The sequence below is a fragment of the Polynucleobacter sp. JS-Polo-80-F4 genome (genome assembly GCF_018881965.1).
Taxonomy (GTDB): Bacteria; Pseudomonadota; Gammaproteobacteria; order Burkholderiales; family Burkholderiaceae; genus Polynucleobacter.
Map to the genome: position 1 here is coordinate 1,517,492 of NZ_JACVPI010000001.1, position 14,267 is coordinate 1,531,758.

Genomic DNA, 14,267 nt, shown 5'->3' on the forward strand with positions numbered 1-14,267 from the left:
TTTTTATTGGTCGCAACTTATTAACTATTGAGCATGTTCGGATTTCTAAACCCTTTCTCCAAAGCGCATTCCCAGTTTCCATTTCAATTGAATGATGGCGGCAGGGAGAAGGCTGGATTTAAAGGTGGAGCGGGGGATTGTGTTGTGAGATCCATTGCCATTGCTGCAGATCTTCCCTACATGCAGGTGTATGAAGATTTAAGGCTTGCAAATGAGAACTACGCCCAACTCAAGAATGATCGCTTAGCAAAGAGGCTTAGCGCTAAAGGTTCATCCCCCAGAAATGGCAACCATCGCAATGTATTTCACGACTATATTTTGGGCCTTGGTTTTGAATGGGTGCCCACCATGAAAGTAGGAGCAGGCTGCCAAGTTCACCTACGACCAGAGGAGCTACCCAAGGCAATACTGATTGCCAAGGTTTCCAAACATCTCACTGCAATTATTGATGGGGTAATTCATGACACGCATGATCCATCTAGGGGTGGCAGTCGTTGTGTCTATGGCTACTACATTAAGAAGCGCTAGGATCTTTCTGGTGATGCTTGATGTTCCAGGCTGCCTTAAAGGTGCCCGTCATTCCAATCATTGTGGAAGTAGTCCATGCGATTGAGAATAATCCCGAAAAAGAAATAAAGAAGGCAAGACTTTTCCAGCCAGTTGGCAGGATGTCTGAGACGAAGCCTACTGTGGTGTAGCAACTTCCAACGAAGAGCAGGGTTTGTAAACCATCATCAATTAATTTGAGTTGGGTGATATAAACGGTCCAGATGATAATTTCCGTAAGATGGATAAGGGCGATGATTAAAAAGGAGGAGTAGAAGTGATAAAAAACGCGGTCGTATTGCTTCTTCTTCAGATTTTGATTGGTTAATCTCTCAAAGCGAATCATGACGTAATTAATCAGGCCGCCATGAAAGGCAATGACCATAATGAGACCCAGCAACCCATAAAGCGCATCTCTTATGAGCGGCAGAAGTGGGATGCCAGCTATGGAGGACTGGATGATGACTTCAGTGGAGATAGGCATAAATTGGCTGGATCTTCAAAAGGATTAGATAGGCAAACATCTTCATCAGGGATGATAATGTCATATTGAATAGCCCATGTAAAGTAGCCCTTGATTAACACCACGCATGCCATCGAAACAAAGAAGAAAGAACGCTTCTTTTTGTTTTCATTGGCGGGTATTCAGTTCACCCATATCTTAGATTTCATGATCATGATGCCTTTGGGGCCTGAGTTCATTCGGGTGCTCAATATTAATACGCATCAATTTGGTTTATTGCTATCTTCTTATACTTTTGCTGCTGCAATCGCAGGCGTATTTGCTACCTATTACATTGATCGATTTGAACGGAGGCAATTGCTTCTTCGTTTATATGTTTGCTTCATTATTGCAACCATAGCCTGTGGGTTTGCCCAAAACTATCACATGCTATTTATTGCCCGTGCCTGCGCAGGTGCCTTCGGAGGCATCTTAGGATCATTAGTGCAGACGATTGTTGCTGATTCCATTCCTTTTGAACGTAGAGGGAAAGCGCTGGGTACAGTCATGGCTGCTTTCTCGGTTTCAACTGTTGCTGGCGTGCCTTTAAGTTTGTTTTTAGCAAACCACATTAGCTTTTTAGGTTGGCGTGCCCCTTTTATGTTTATTGGCCTCATCTCTATATTGATTTTGTTTATTGGATATCGCTATATCCCTAAAATTTCTGGACATTTGCATCACGTCCAGGAGGGTAGTCGCTTTAGACAAATCTATGACATTCTGATTGCACACAAACATGCGCGCGCATTTGTGTTTATGGGGCTAATTATGATCACTGGATTCTCAGTGATTCCCTATATTGCCCTGTTTCTCACTTCTAATATCGGCGTTGCCAATTCCTACATTTCTTTAATTTATCTATGTGGTGGCATTGCCACTCTAATGAGTTCAAGGTTAATAGGTCAAATGGCCGATAAATATGGCAAAGTGCGGGTATTTAGAATTCTGGCGATTGTCAGCTTAATACCTCTGATAGTGACAACCAATCTTGTGCCGGTTCCCCTTTGGGTTGTCTTGATTAATTCGACATCATTTTTTATCTTAATTTCAGGGCGCATGATCCCAGCCATGGCGATTGTGAGTCAGCTTGTGGAGCCAAAGATCCGGGGAACCTTTATGAGTCTAGTAGGCTCAACTCAGATGCTAGCTTCTGGAATTGCATCCGTTGTTGCGGGCCTGATCGTTACCATTACGCCGGATGGAAAGATGGAGCATTACAACTTGGTCGGCTATGGCGCAGCCATTTGTGGATTGCTGACATTCTGGCTGGTAGGATATATTCATTCTGATACGAAAAAAGCATAAGGAGTTCCTATGATTGAATTTAAAAGACCCGATGGGCAGTTATTAAATGGTTACTTGGCAGAGCCAAGCGATAAAGCAAACGCCCCTGGGGTGGTCGTTATTCAGGAGTGGTGGGGTCTCGATGAAGAAGTTAAAGCCGTTGCTGATCGGCTGGCTAAAGCGGGTTATCGCGCTCTAGTTCCAGATTTGTATCGCGGTAAGTTAGCCTTGGAGGCTAATGAGGCTGAGCATTTAATGGGTGATCTCAATTTTGGTGATGCCGCCGGACAAGATATTCGTGGTGCTGTTCAGTACTTAAAAGCTACTGGCAGCAAAAAGGTTGCTGTGACCGGCTTCTGCATGGGCGGTGCCTTAACTATTCTGGCGGCATGTAATGTGCCAGAGTTAGATGGCTCTATTGTTTGGTACGGCAACCCACCGCTTGATTACGTTAATGCTGAAGCCATCACTAAGCCGATGCTCGGGCATTGGGCCTTGCATGATGAGTTTTTCCCGATCGCAGGCGTAGATCAGCTTGAGGAAAAATTAAAAGCAGCAGGCGTCAATTATGAATTTCATCGCTACGATACGAAGCATGCCTTTGCAAACCCCAAGTCCGATTCTCGTGACTTGCCGCCACTGAAGTACAACGATGAAGCGGCCAAGCTCGCCTGGGATCGAACCCTCAATTTCTTGCAAAAATATATTAACAGCTAGATAAACCTTTTTGTCTGTAATTAACATAGCCATAACATCGCAATGCACTTATTTTCTGAAAACCTTGCAGTAGAAATTTCTAGTTATTACCGTAACTTAGCCTTGGGCCATGGCGTTGTTCCTAAGGTCTTTACCTTGGTCAATGCAGAGGGCGATCAATACCTTTTCTTTATTGATGATCTTCCTATGGGCAGTGATGACGAGAAGAATCAGTTTCTTGCATACATAGTACAAGCACATGAGGCAGTTTGCTATGCCCGCGGCACTTTGGTTATTGTGGAAAAGAATCAGCAGTTTATTGAGTTTGCAGTGATTGACCGAGATGATACGGATGCGATTGTCTGCTCTGCAGAGCTGACGAGGGACATGGACGATAAGCCGATTAGCCTGAGTGAATTTGATAAGACCCTAGTAAAGAAGGGCTCTATCATTTTTGGCGGCCTCTTCGAGCCAGTGCAGTTATCTGAAGAGAAGGTCGAGGATTTTGAAAGCCTCTGGTTAGAAATGAAATCGAAAATCTTGCACCGCTCAATGGGGCTTTAATTTCTTCCTGAGAAATTTACGGGAAGTTGCTTCAATAGCAAAAGATCCAACTAAAGCAATCGCTAAAGCGATTGCGCTATTAGGTGCTGTTTCGACCACGTTCAAAAATAAAGTAGCAAACAAGCCCAGATTAATGATGATTGCCGCCCAGAGTGGCCATAGCTTTGCGCCTGTTTGATTTCGCACACGAATATGTCCCCAAGTAATGGCAGCATAGACCAATAAAAAGGCAAGGCTAGCCATTTTTCCAACGACATCCAATGGAAATGCTAGTACTAAAGCAATCACCAAGATCGCTGATATGGTTAGCGCACGAAACTCAGTATTTAAGACCTCATCACCTAAGGCCTGTGAAACTGAGCTCTTGCGCGTCATATCGGCTGCAATATTCGATGCGGCAAAGATGGTGGCATTGAGTGCGGCCGCACAAGCTAGGAGTGCAGATGCACCAATCACAATAAAGCCTGTTTTGCCGGCTACGATTTGGGCTGCATCAGCCAATACATGACCGTTGTACACCGCCATTTGGGCGGGGGTAAATAGTAGGATGACTGCGCTACTAACAAGTACATAGGCAATCGTTACCAAAATCAGTGCCGAGAACATAGCGATTGGCAATTCTTTGTGGGGCGCATGCATAGCATCAGAGGAATTAGTTACAACCCCAAAGCCCTGGTAATTGATATACAAAATACCGGTAGCAATAGCTATTCCATTAATGGACCAGCTCGACATCTGGAACGCACCAACATCAGCCACATGAATGCCTCCAGCTGAAAACAGTAAAAGAGCAAGTGTCACAAATCCAATGGCTAGCGTTTCAGCTGTGCCAACAATATCGGTGCCAAGTAAATTAATACCAGCACAAAAAATAACTATGCCGGCACCTACAAGCTTAATTTCAAGCGGAGATAAATTTCCACCCAGCAAAGTATTGGCGTATTCGGAAAACCCAGCGGCATAGAGTGCTGCTGCAATCAGGTAGCCAATGTATTGAAATATATTAAGCCCACCAGAAATCACTCCAGGCCCAAAGCTCATTACCGTAAACGTAGCAGCACCTCCGCTGCTGGGAAATGTGGCGCCTAGTTTGGCGTATGAATAGACCGAGAATGAGGCGGCAATTGCGCCCAGTAAAAACGCCAAGGGGATGTGTGAGCCGGCATGAGCGCTTGCAGTGCCCAAAAGGGAAAATAACCCAGCACCCATCATTCCGCCAATGCCAAGGGCAGTAGCAGAAAACAGGCTAATGCCTTTGGCTTTCTTGCTCTCTTTTTTGAGTAGGGAGGGGTTTGATTGATTGGTCAAGGTTGCGGAAAGCTTACTTATTAGTGAGTACCCTATATTAAAGCTATTTAGGCTCAGTGAGGGCCATTAGACATAATGGAGAATCATTCGGCGCTGTTAAAATTCAGAATGAGCTTACCCATAAATTTCAAGGTCAAACCATGCGCCATTTAAATCGAATTCTCTTAGCAACCTTATTCTTATCTGCTCAATCTGCTATTGCAGCTGGCAACGCTGATGTCATTTTTTACGGTGGCGATATTGTCACTATGAATAAAGCCCAACCTGTAGCAGAAGCTGTAGCCATTCAGGGTGGAAAGATTATTCAGGTCGGCTCTTTGTTAAAGACAAAGTCTTTACAAGGTAAAGATACCAAGCTCATCAATCTAAATGGTCAAACTTTAATGCCTGGTTTCGTCGAGCCCCATGTGCATATCTTTGGTACGGCATTCTCAGAAGAACTTTGGCAAAACATGTCCAACTTCGAGATGCCACATGACACCTTAGACAGTTTGGTTGCAAAGCTGACAGCGTATAGTAAGAATGTTAAAGACGGAGAGTGGGTTACTGCATTCGGTGTAGACCCATCAAGGACTGATCCATTTATGGCTGAGTTGACGGCCGATATCTTGGACAAGGTATCTACAACTAAGCCAATCTTTGTCATGAACCAAAGTATGCATATTGCTTATGTAAACCATAAGGCTTTAGAGATGGCGGGGGTTACTGACTCCACTCCAGATCCTAAGGGCGGAAAATTGCTAAAAGATAGCAAGGGGCGTTTAACGGGCATAGTTTATGAGGTGCCATCTTTCTATTTGTTCTTAAAAAAGATGCCTGTACCTAACCAGGATTTAATTGAGCAAGCGGTTGCAAAAGTTGGTCAGAGAATGGTGCGCAAGGGCGTTACTACTTCAGCAGAAATTTCTCTCGGTGGTTACCTTGGCGTTGATAAGGAAAACGCTTTATTAAACGACATGACTCACGGCGGGAAGCTTCCTGTTCGCGTTAGGGGGTATATCTATTCAAATGCATATCCACTTACTAACAATAGCTATAAGCCAGGTCAGGGTGATGATATCTATAAGCTGATTGGCGTCAAGATTGTGTCTGATGGATCCGATCAAGGTCTCACTGGTGCAATGATTCAACCCTATGCATATCCTGCGGGGACTAAAAATACAGGCAACCTCAACTTTACTGAGCAAGAGCTCTATGATCTTGCTAAACCGAGATTTGATCAGGGTTGGCAAATCTCTGTGCATTCCAATGGCGATAGAGCAATTGAGCAAACTCTGAATGTTTTTCAGAAGCTAGTTACCAAGCCAAGTGACGCTAAGACTAGATTAAGGATTGAACATTTCACTGTTCCCACTGAGGCGCAGATTACAAAAGCAGCAAAATTAGGCGTTGTTCCTGGCTTTACTGTTGGTCATACGGATTATTGGGGTGAGGCATTTCACGATCATTTACTTGGACCTGAGAGAGCTAATCGTATTGACCCAAGCGCTAGCTTGATTAAGAATGGCATGCATTTTGCGTACCATAGCGACTCTCCAGTTTCTCCGATCCACCCATTGAAGTACGCTTCTGAGGGTGCCTCGAGGCTTTGGCAAGTAGCGCCGCAAAAGGTATTAAATGCCAATGAAAAGGTATCCGTTAATGATGCTTTAAAAGCGGTCACTATAGATGCTGCATATCAGGTGAAGATGGATGACAAGATTGGGTCTATTGAGGCTGGCAAGTACGCTGACTTCGCCATCGTTGATCAAAATCCTATGAAAACAGATGCCTATAAGATCAGAGATATTCAAGTCAACGAAACCTGGGTAAATGGTCAGCAGGTATATAAGAAAAACTAAAGATCTTTTGCTGGTAGTTTCAGATCTTTAAGCCGCCTTCGGGCGGTTTTTCTTTGGGGGCTGGAGCATCAGCCTATTGAAAATGAGAGCTACAGACCCCATATAGGTCTTTGTAGGTGTATTTGGTGCCCAGGAAGGGACTCGAACCCCCACAACCTTACGATCGCCAGCACCTGAAGCTGGTGCGTCTACCAATTTCGCCACCTGGGCATGCCTCTATTATAGGGGGATGGGCGTTTTTAGGCATTTTGAACCCCATTTTGGCTTTTTCCCTTCAGACTTGGTGGTTTGATACAGTAGCCTTATTCATAACAAAAATAGATATCACTAGATATATACAGGGCATGTATTGCCGAAGGAATTAAATGCGTAAAGCAAAAGACTTGATGCCACGTGAGGCTGACCGCTTAGGGACAGTTCAAGGGCATCGAGATGGATTTGGATTTGTTATTCCCGATGACGGTGGTGAGGATATCTTTTTATCAGAAAGAGAAATGTCACGTGTCATGCATGGTGACAGGGTCAACGTCAGAGTATTGGGAACAGATCGACGTGGTCGTCCAGAGGGGCAAATTGTCGAGGTGGTTCTGCACGCCAATAAGGTAGTGATCGGGCGCCTATTAAATGAAAACGGTGTTTTGATTGTTGCGCCTGAAGATAAGCGCATTGGTCATGACATCTTAATTCCGCCTAAAGGTCAAGGGCAAGCAAAGTTAGGCCAAGTAGTGAGTGTGGAGATTATTGATTACCCAGATAGCTATCGCCAAGCAGTTGGTCGAGTAGTTGAAGTCTTAGGTGAGATTGATGATCCTGGTATGGAAATAGAAATTGCTGTGCGCAAGTACGGCGTGCCACATGAGTTTTCTGCCGCTGCCATGAAAGAGGCGGCTGCATTGCCAGATACAGTGCAGCAGTCCGATCTGGAGGGTCGTGTTGACCTTCGTGACGTACCATTAGTTACTATTGATGGTGCTGATGCACGTGACTTTGATGATGCGGTTTATTGTGAGCCCGTCATGTACGGCCAGACTAAGGCCTGGCGCTTGATAGTGGCAATTGCTGACGTATCTCACTATGTGAAGCCAGGTCAGCCATTGGATGACGAAGGTTTGTTGCGCGCGACTTCTGTGTATTTCCCAAGACGCGTTATTCCGATGCTTCCTGAAAAGATCTCCAATGGTCTTTGCTCACTTAATCCAGGCGTAGATCGTCTGTGTATGGTGTGCGACTCGGTTGTCGATAACAACGGTATTGTTTTGGCTTACCAGTTTTATCCAGCGGTAATGCATTCAGCACAACGCTTTACTTACGATACTGTTTGGGAGATTCTCTCGAATAGCAAAGGTCCAGAAGCAACGCGTTTTGCACAGTTCCGTCCGTTGTTGGGTAACCTGTATTCACTTTATAAGATTCTGTTGGCTGCTCGTGAGAAGCGGGGCGCCATTGAGTTTGAAACAACCGAAACTCAAATCATTAGTAATGAGCTTGGTAAGATTTTGCGCATTGAGCCACGTCTTCGTAATGATGCCCATCGCTTAATTGAAGAGTGCATGCTCACGGCGAACGTTTGCGCTGCTGACTTTATTGAGAAAAATAAGCACCTTAGCCTGTATCGTGTTCACGGTGAGCCGTCAGAAGAGAAGTTGGTGACTTTGCGCCAAGTACTGAGAACTTCAGGCTTGTCATTGGGCGGTGGCGAGAAGCCAAAGCCACGTGATTACGCTAAGTTGATGCGTGAAATTAAAGAGCGACCTGATGCCAATATGTTGCAGTCGGTAGTATTGCGCTCTATGCAGCAGGCGATGTACCAGCCGGATAACGAAGGTCACTTTGGTTTAGCTTACCCAGCGTATTCTCATTTCACGAGCCCGATTCGCCGTTATCCAGATTTGCTGACGCATCGCGTGATTAAATCGATTCTCCAGAAAAAACCATACGTACCTGTATTGCCACCGAAGGTACCGCTCAATCTGACCTTGCCGCGTAAAGGCAAAGGTCGAGAGAATGCAGTCAATGCCAAGAAATCCCAAAGTGATGCCAAAGCAGGGGCAGCCAAAGGCACTAAGCCACCTAAGGGTGCTAATGCCGCATTGCCAATCTGGGGTCAGTTAGGTGTTCATTGCTCATCTAATGAGCGACGTGCTGATGAAGCATCTCGTGATGTAGAAGCCTGGTTGAAGTGTTACTACATGCGTGATCATTTAGGTCAAGAATACGCTGGTACAGTCACAGGCGTTGCTAACTTTGGCTTATTTATTCAATTGGAGAATCTATTCGTTGAGGGCATGGTGCACGTCACTGAGCTTGGCGGAGATTACTTCCAGTATGACGAAGCACGTCAAGAGTTGCGTGGAGAGCGCACCGGTATTCGCTATCGCTTAGGTGATCGAGTGCATGTATTGGTCAGTCGTGTTGACTTAGATGCACGCAAGATTGAATTTAGCCTTGTTAAATCCGTTGGCGCAGAGCCTGGCGGCTCTTCCAACCGTCGTCAGCTAATCTTAGCAACCGATACGGGCAGGCCTAATAAAAAGGCAGCTCCTCAAAGGGGTCGCTCTGATAATAGGGTTCCGCAAAAGCCCAGTGGTATCAATGTCAATGCAGCCAAATCCGCAGGAACTCTAGGGGCTAACCAATCAAAGAGTAAAGCCAGTAAAAATAGTAAGAACGGCAAGTCTGCCAACCCGGGTAGGTCTGTTGGCAAGCCGGCAGGTAGTAAGCCCCCAGTACGCAGCACTAAAGCACGCCGTAAATAAAGATTAATTAGAAAAATAACAAAAAAGTAAGTTCAAAAAATAAGATGAAGCAAACCAAATGAAGCAAATACTAGTAGGTTTTCATGCAGTGCAAGCGCGTTTACGAGTAGATCCAGATAGCTTGAAGTCTGTGTACTTTGACTCTGGTCGTCGTGATAGACGTATGGGGGATTTCTTAAAACAAGCCGAAGAGATTTTAGGTGAGCGTTTACATGCCGCTGATGCTGAGCGTTTGCATAAGCTGACAGGCCATGATCGTCACCAAGGTGTTGTTGCCTTAGCTGAAAAAATGACCGTTGCACGCACTATTACTGAAGTGGTTGAAGATGCCGAGAGTGCTCAGAAGAAGCCATTGTTCCTAGTGTTAGATGGTATTACTGATCCCCATAACTTTGGTGCTTGTCTACGTGTAGCGGATGGTTCTGGCGTAGATGCCGTAGTGGTTCCTAAAGATCGCTCAGCATCTATTAATGCCACTGTTAGTAAAGTGTCTAGCGGTGCATCAGAGGTGATTCCAGTCATTACGGTTACCAACCTCGTACGTAGTATGAAAGAGATGCAAGAAGCTGGTGTTTGGCTCATCGGTACCGATGACGAAGCCACCAAATCAATCTATGATCTCGACCTCACAGGCCCGATTGCGATTGTGATGGGTGCTGAAGGCGAGGGTATGCGCCGCCTAACAAAAGAAACCTGTGATGAGCTCGTCCGGATCCCAATGCAAGGTGCTGTCTCAAGTTTGAATGTATCCGTTGCAAGTGGCGTATGCTTATATGAGGCATTAAGACAGCGCCTAGCTAAAGAGAAAGAAAAAGCTGCCAAGTAAAACAAGGAGCTTCATATGAAATGCAATATCGGACACACTGATCGCGTTTTACGAATGACTGTCGGGATCACGCTGATGGGTCTTGCTGGCTTTGGTATTACAGGCCCTTGGGCTTGGATCGGCATCATTCCATTATTAACAGGAATGATCGGCAATTGCCCAGCTTATTCAATACTGGGTATTAATACTGCCAAGAAGTAGTTGAAAGGAATGCTACTGCTTAATCACTGAGCCAGTAGCACTTCCAATTTCTCTGTATCCACGCAGAAGTTCCGAATCCCTTCAGCCAATTTCTCTGTTGCCATAGCATCATTGTTCAATTGCAGGCGGAAACTAGATTCATCTAGTTTTAGCGGCGTAATACCTTCAGCCTGTAAAGCTGTTTGCGCATTAGCAGTATTCAGTTTTTTCTCAACAGCCGCATTGCTGCTTTGAAGTTCAGCCAATAGCTCTGGACTGATGGTCAAAAGGTCACAACCAGCGAGCTCTAGGATCTGGCTGGTATTGCGAAAGCTGGCCCCCATGATTTCAGTAGAGATGCCAAAGTACTTGTAGTAGTGAAAAATTCTCTTTACTGAGGTCACGCCAGGATCATTTGCTCCACCATTAGCACTATCACTCCAGTTAGCGCCTAACTTGGCTTTATTCCAATCGGTAATTCGACCCACAAATGGCGAAATGAGTTTTGCGCTAGCTGCGCCACATGCTGCTGCCTGAATTAAAGAGAAGAGCAGAGTCATATTGCAATGAATCCCTTGCGCCTCTAATTCTTTTGCGGCAGCAATACCTTCCCATGTGCCTGCCAGCTTAATCAAAATGCGCTTGCGATCAATACCATGAGATTCATATAAAGCAATTAAATGCTTGGCCTTAGTTACGGTACCTTTGGTATCGAAAGATAGTCTGGCATCTACCTCGGTAGAAACACGTCCCGGAACAATCTTCAGAATCTCTAAGCCAAAGGCAACCAAGATGTAATCTACCAATTCAGTGGGACTCATACCTGGGTGAGCTGCTTTAACTGAGTTCACCAAATCCTGGTAATTGCTTTGCTGGGCAGCCTTTAGGATCAAGGAGGGGTTGGTAGTCGCATCTTGCGGCTGAAACGCCTGCATACGCTCAAAATCGCCCGTATCGGCCACAACCGTGGTGAGTTTCTTCAGTTGTTCCAGTTGGCTTAGTGACGAAGGGGTGCTATTCATGGGCTTGCTCGCTGCTCTAGGGTAGTTTTCTGATAGATATCATATGATAGATGGATTAATTACTCAGTTCCAGTAAAGGCATTTGATAGCTATATGAATCAAGATCAATTAAAGCAAATGGTGGGCGAAGCAGCTAGAGACGAAGTACTTAAGCTGCCTGCCGGGCAGGTTTTGGGTATTGGCACAGGCTCGACTGCAAACTGCTTTATTGATGCGCTTGCTCCGTTTAAAGATCATTTTGTGGGCACGGTATCAAGCTCTAATGCGACTACCGAACGATTACTGAAGCATGGATTTAAAGTGCTAGACCCAAACGATGTGCAAGGACTTCCTGCATACGTAGACGGCGCTGATGAAATTGATCCTTTGGGCCATATGATTAAGGGCGGCGGCGGGGCGCTTACACGAGAAAAAATTATCGCCTCCATGGCTAAGCAATTTATATGTATCTGTGATTCATCCAAGCAAGTGCCGGTGCTGGGCAACTTTGCATTGCCAGTAGAGATCATTCCACTCTCACAGGGCGTAGTTAGTCGTGAGTTAGAAAAATTAGGTGGCAAGGTCAGTCTGCGTTTAGCAAAGAGTACAAGAGCTGATCTCAATCAAACGCCAAGCGAGCCCTTTGTAACCGATAACGGTGGCTGGATCTTGGATGTAGCGGGTTTGAAGATTGCTGATCCCTTAAAGATGGAAGTGCAAATCAATCAAATCGCTGGAGTGATTACCGTCGGTCTGTTCGCAAAAGAGAAAGCCAATATTTTGTTGGTTAGCAATTCTGCAGGCGTTGAGAGAATTGCACTTTAGATATTAAAAAACCCGACGGGGTATGCCCATCGGGTTTGTCTGCCATGGTATGCATGGCGCAGGCTCTCGGAAGGTATTTAGTTCCTTAGCCTATAAGTACATAGATGTACTTATTTGAAGTGGCTTTCGCCAATGTAGCGAAGCACTATAACTGCCTCACCACAACTTCATCCTACGCTTATCTTTGGCGGTGTCAACACCCCAAATCAATAATTAATTAAAAGCTAATGAATATTTATTCTGCTGGAGGCACATAACCTTGCGCCATGTCAGCTCCACCCTCAAAGAAGTACTTTTCTACCTGCTTTAAGAGGTACTGACGTGCGCGGGGGTCTGCCATATTGAGGCGGTTTTCATTAATCAACATCGTTTGGTGTTTTAACCAAGCCGCCCAAGCCTCTTTAGAAACCTGATTCCAAACCTTTTTACCTAGCTCGCCCGGAAGCGGGGCAAAATCCATTCCCTCAGCTTCTTTATTGAGTTTGATACATTGAACCATGCGTGCCATCTGTAATACCTTTCTAGTAATTCTTAAGTTGCTTGGATTGCTTATAGATCTTTAGTTAAAACCATGGACTTGCGATCCCAGTTATAAATTTGCTTTCTTTCTTCTGGCAGATCATCTACTGATGCTCGTTTAAAGCCACGCTTTAAGAACCAATGCTCGGTTCTAGTAGTAAGCACAAATAATTTTTTAATGCCTTCTTGTTTAGCGCGCATTTCAACACGCTTCAATAGACGCTCACCATCGCCAGATCCTTGAACATCTGGATCCACAGCAAGACAGGCTAATTCACCAACGCCATTTGGAAATGGGAAGAGGGCAGCACAACCAAAGAGAACACGGTCATGCTCAATGACTGAAAAGCGCTGAATATCACGCTCAATCACGTCTTGACCACGCGCTGCCAAGATACCTTCATCCTCTAGTGGCATAGTCAATTGCAAGATGCCACCAACGTCATCTTGATTGGCTTCCCGTAGGTTCTCAATATCGGATGAGGCAAGCATCATGCCAATACCATCATGGGTAAAGAGCTCTTCTAGGAGTGCGCCATCTTGATTACATGGCAGGAAGTGAACGCGGCTCACGCCCGCACGTATAGCTCTACCAGAGATATTCAGTAGGCTCTTCATACCCTGATCCATATCTTTGTTCTGCGACACATATTCATGCAGTTGCGGCATGGAGAGTTCGGTAATGAAATCACCCTCAGTATCTTTTAAACCTGCATACGGACTTAAGAAGATCAGCTTATCTGCTTTTAGAGCTGCAGCAGTAGATGCAGCTACATCTTCGTATGCCAGATTAAATGCTTGACCTGTTGGTGAGAAGCCTAAAGGCGACAACAACACAATCTTGTTGCTATCTAAAGACTGCCTAATGGAGCTAGAGTCAACCTTACGTACTAATCCAGTATGAATGTAATCGGTACCCTCTACAACACCTACAGGCATTGCGGTAATAAAGTTGCCAGAGATCACAGAAATGCGTGAGCCAGCCATTGGTGTATTTGGTAAGCCACGGCTAAATGCCGCCTCAATATCGAGACGCAATTCACCAGCAGCTTCTTTAACGCACTCTAGCGCAGCTGCATCGGTAATCCGATAGCTGTGTAGGGCGCTCTTACCAAACTTGCTTTTGATATTCCGGAGCATCAGTTGCTCTTCAATCTGTGGGCGGATACCATGAACCAGAACAATACGCATACCCATCGCATGGAGCATGGCGATATCTTCAATTAGGTTCTCAAGACCGATTTCTTGGACTAGTTCACCTGCAAACGCAATCACAAAGGTCTTCTCGCGGAAGCTATGAATGTAGGGCGCAACATCGCGCAACCACCCTACGAAAGGGAAGTTGGAGGTCGTTTCTGCGGCCATTAAGGCCTGGTTCGGTGCATTTGTTGGCATAGTGAGAAAATTATAGGGTGCAAG

The 14,267-nt window shown here is 45.4% G+C and carries 14 protein-coding genes and 1 tRNA gene; 9 read left to right on the top strand and 6 right to left on the bottom strand.

Annotation, left to right across the window (positions count from 1 at the left end; genetic code table 11):
* The first annotated feature begins 33 nt into the window (after positions 1-33).
* A complete protein-coding gene (locus ICN20_RS07830) occupies positions 34-528 on the top strand; it encodes a hypothetical protein (RefSeq protein ID WP_216239324.1) in 495 nt (164 codons plus the stop codon).
* Here the strand turns inward: ICN20_RS07830 and ICN20_RS07835 are convergent.
* Positions 515-1,030, bottom strand: coding sequence for a hypothetical protein (locus ICN20_RS07835; RefSeq protein WP_216239326.1), 516 nt, complete (start codon positions 1,028-1,030; stop codon positions 515-517). The genes ICN20_RS07830 and ICN20_RS07835 overlap by 14 nt on opposite strands.
* A 90-nt stretch (positions 1,031-1,120) precedes the next feature.
* On the opposite strand from ICN20_RS07835, the gene ICN20_RS07840 reads away from it, so the two are divergent.
* The 3 genes from ICN20_RS07840 to ICN20_RS07850 are packed head-to-tail and all read left to right on the top strand — an operon-like array spanning position 1,121 to position 3,592.
* Positions 1,121-2,353 (top strand): MFS transporter, encoded by a 1,233-nt coding sequence (locus ICN20_RS07840; RefSeq protein WP_216239327.1) that lies wholly within the window; start codon positions 1,121-1,123, stop codon positions 2,351-2,353.
* 9 nt (positions 2,354-2,362) lie between these two features.
* Positions 2,363-3,049: a dienelactone hydrolase family protein gene (locus tag ICN20_RS07845; protein WP_216239329.1), complete on the top strand. Its 687-nt coding sequence runs from the start codon at positions 2,363-2,365 to the stop codon at positions 3,047-3,049.
* 42 nt (positions 3,050-3,091) lie between these two features.
* Positions 3,092-3,592 carry a hypothetical protein gene (locus ICN20_RS07850; RefSeq protein WP_216239333.1) on the top strand — a complete coding sequence of 167 codons (501 nt, stop codon included), beginning with the start codon at positions 3,092-3,094 and terminating at the stop codon, positions 3,590-3,592.
* Here the strand turns inward: ICN20_RS07850 and ICN20_RS07855 are convergent.
* Positions 3,578-4,900, bottom strand: a complete 1,323-nt coding sequence (locus ICN20_RS07855; protein ID WP_216239335.1) for an APC family permease — start codon at positions 4,898-4,900, stop codon at positions 3,578-3,580. The genes ICN20_RS07850 and ICN20_RS07855 overlap by 15 nt on opposite strands.
* Before the next feature lie 140 nt (positions 4,901-5,040).
* Between ICN20_RS07855 and ICN20_RS07860 the strand changes: the two genes are divergently transcribed.
* Entirely contained in the window at positions 5,041-6,741 is a 1,701-nt protein-coding gene (locus ICN20_RS07860) for an amidohydrolase (protein ID WP_216239336.1), read from the top strand.
* A 123-nt stretch (positions 6,742-6,864) separates the two neighbouring features.
* Here the strand turns inward: ICN20_RS07860 and ICN20_RS07865 are convergent.
* Positions 6,865-6,951, bottom strand: a tRNA-Leu gene (locus tag ICN20_RS07865).
* Between the two features lie 155 nt (positions 6,952-7,106).
* On the opposite strand from ICN20_RS07865, the gene rnr reads away from it, so the two are divergent.
* From rnr to ICN20_RS07880, 3 genes are read left to right on the top strand one after another with little or no spacing between them, the layout of a single operon-like run.
* Positions 7,107-9,497, top strand: a complete 2,391-nt coding sequence (gene rnr, locus ICN20_RS07870; protein WP_216239343.1) for a ribonuclease R — start codon at positions 7,107-7,109, stop codon at positions 9,495-9,497.
* A 58-nt stretch (positions 9,498-9,555) separates the two neighbouring features.
* Positions 9,556-10,323, top strand: coding sequence for a 23S rRNA (guanosine(2251)-2'-O)-methyltransferase RlmB (gene rlmB, locus ICN20_RS07875; RefSeq protein ID WP_216239346.1), 768 nt, complete (start codon positions 9,556-9,558; stop codon positions 10,321-10,323).
* A gap of 15 nt (positions 10,324-10,338) precedes the next feature.
* Positions 10,339-10,524 (top strand): DUF2892 domain-containing protein, encoded by a 186-nt coding sequence (locus ICN20_RS07880; protein WP_216239347.1) that lies wholly within the window; start codon positions 10,339-10,341, stop codon positions 10,522-10,524.
* A gap of 23 nt (positions 10,525-10,547) precedes the next feature.
* On the opposite strand, the gene tal is transcribed toward ICN20_RS07880, so the two are convergent.
* Positions 10,548-11,525, bottom strand: coding sequence for a transaldolase (tal, locus tag ICN20_RS07885; RefSeq protein WP_216239353.1), 978 nt, complete (start codon positions 11,523-11,525; stop codon positions 10,548-10,550).
* Between the two features lie 93 nt (positions 11,526-11,618).
* Here tal and rpiA point away from each other — a divergent pair, with 93 nt between their 5' ends.
* Positions 11,619-12,329, top strand: coding sequence for a ribose-5-phosphate isomerase RpiA (gene rpiA, locus ICN20_RS07890; RefSeq protein WP_216239355.1), 711 nt, complete (start codon positions 11,619-11,621; stop codon positions 12,327-12,329).
* Positions 12,330-12,564: 235 nt separating this feature from the next.
* On the opposite strand, the gene ICN20_RS07895 is transcribed toward rpiA, so the two are convergent.
* Together ICN20_RS07895 and argA are read right to left on the bottom strand one after the other, a co-directional pair.
* Positions 12,565-12,837 carry an oxidative damage protection protein gene (locus ICN20_RS07895; RefSeq protein ID WP_046330271.1) on the bottom strand — a complete coding sequence of 91 codons (273 nt, stop codon included), beginning with the start codon at positions 12,835-12,837 and terminating at the stop codon, positions 12,565-12,567.
* Between the two features lie 41 nt (positions 12,838-12,878).
* Positions 12,879-14,243 (bottom strand): amino-acid N-acetyltransferase, encoded by a 1,365-nt coding sequence (gene argA, locus ICN20_RS07900; protein ID WP_216239357.1) that lies wholly within the window; start codon positions 14,241-14,243, stop codon positions 12,879-12,881.
* Between the last annotated feature and the right edge of the window lie 24 nt (positions 14,244-14,267).

Excerpts from the sequence above, each read along its gene's own strand:
- ICN20_RS07830 (WP_216239324.1), top strand. The coding sequence starts at position 34 with ATGTTCGGATTTCTAAACCCTTTCTCCAAAGCGCATTCCCAGTTTCCA.
- ICN20_RS07835 (WP_216239326.1), bottom strand. The coding sequence starts at position 1,030 with ATGCCTATCTCCACTGAAGTCATCATCCAGTCCTCCATAGCTGGCATC.
- ICN20_RS07845 (WP_216239329.1), top strand. The coding sequence starts at position 2,363 with ATGATTGAATTTAAAAGACCCGATGGGCAGTTATTAAATGGTTACTTG.
- ICN20_RS07850 (WP_216239333.1), top strand. The coding sequence starts at position 3,092 with ATGCACTTATTTTCTGAAAACCTTGCAGTAGAAATTTCTAGTTATTAC.
- ICN20_RS07860 (WP_216239336.1), top strand. The coding sequence starts at position 5,041 with ATGCGCCATTTAAATCGAATTCTCTTAGCAACCTTATTCTTATCTGCT.
- rnr (WP_216239343.1), top strand. The coding sequence starts at position 7,107 with ATGCGTAAAGCAAAAGACTTGATGCCACGTGAGGCTGACCGCTTAGGG.
- rlmB (WP_216239346.1), top strand. The coding sequence starts at position 9,556 with ATGAAGCAAATACTAGTAGGTTTTCATGCAGTGCAAGCGCGTTTACGA.
- ICN20_RS07880 (WP_216239347.1), top strand. The coding sequence starts at position 10,339 with ATGAAATGCAATATCGGACACACTGATCGCGTTTTACGAATGACTGTC.
- tal (WP_216239353.1), bottom strand. The coding sequence starts at position 11,525 with ATGAATAGCACCCCTTCGTCACTAAGCCAACTGGAACAACTGAAGAAA.
- rpiA (WP_216239355.1), top strand. The coding sequence starts at position 11,619 with ATGAATCAAGATCAATTAAAGCAAATGGTGGGCGAAGCAGCTAGAGAC.
- ICN20_RS07895 (WP_046330271.1), bottom strand. The coding sequence starts at position 12,837 with ATGGCACGCATGGTTCAATGTATCAAACTCAATAAAGAAGCTGAGGGA.
- argA (WP_216239357.1), bottom strand. The coding sequence starts at position 14,243 with ATGCCAACAAATGCACCGAACCAGGCCTTAATGGCCGCAGAAACGACC.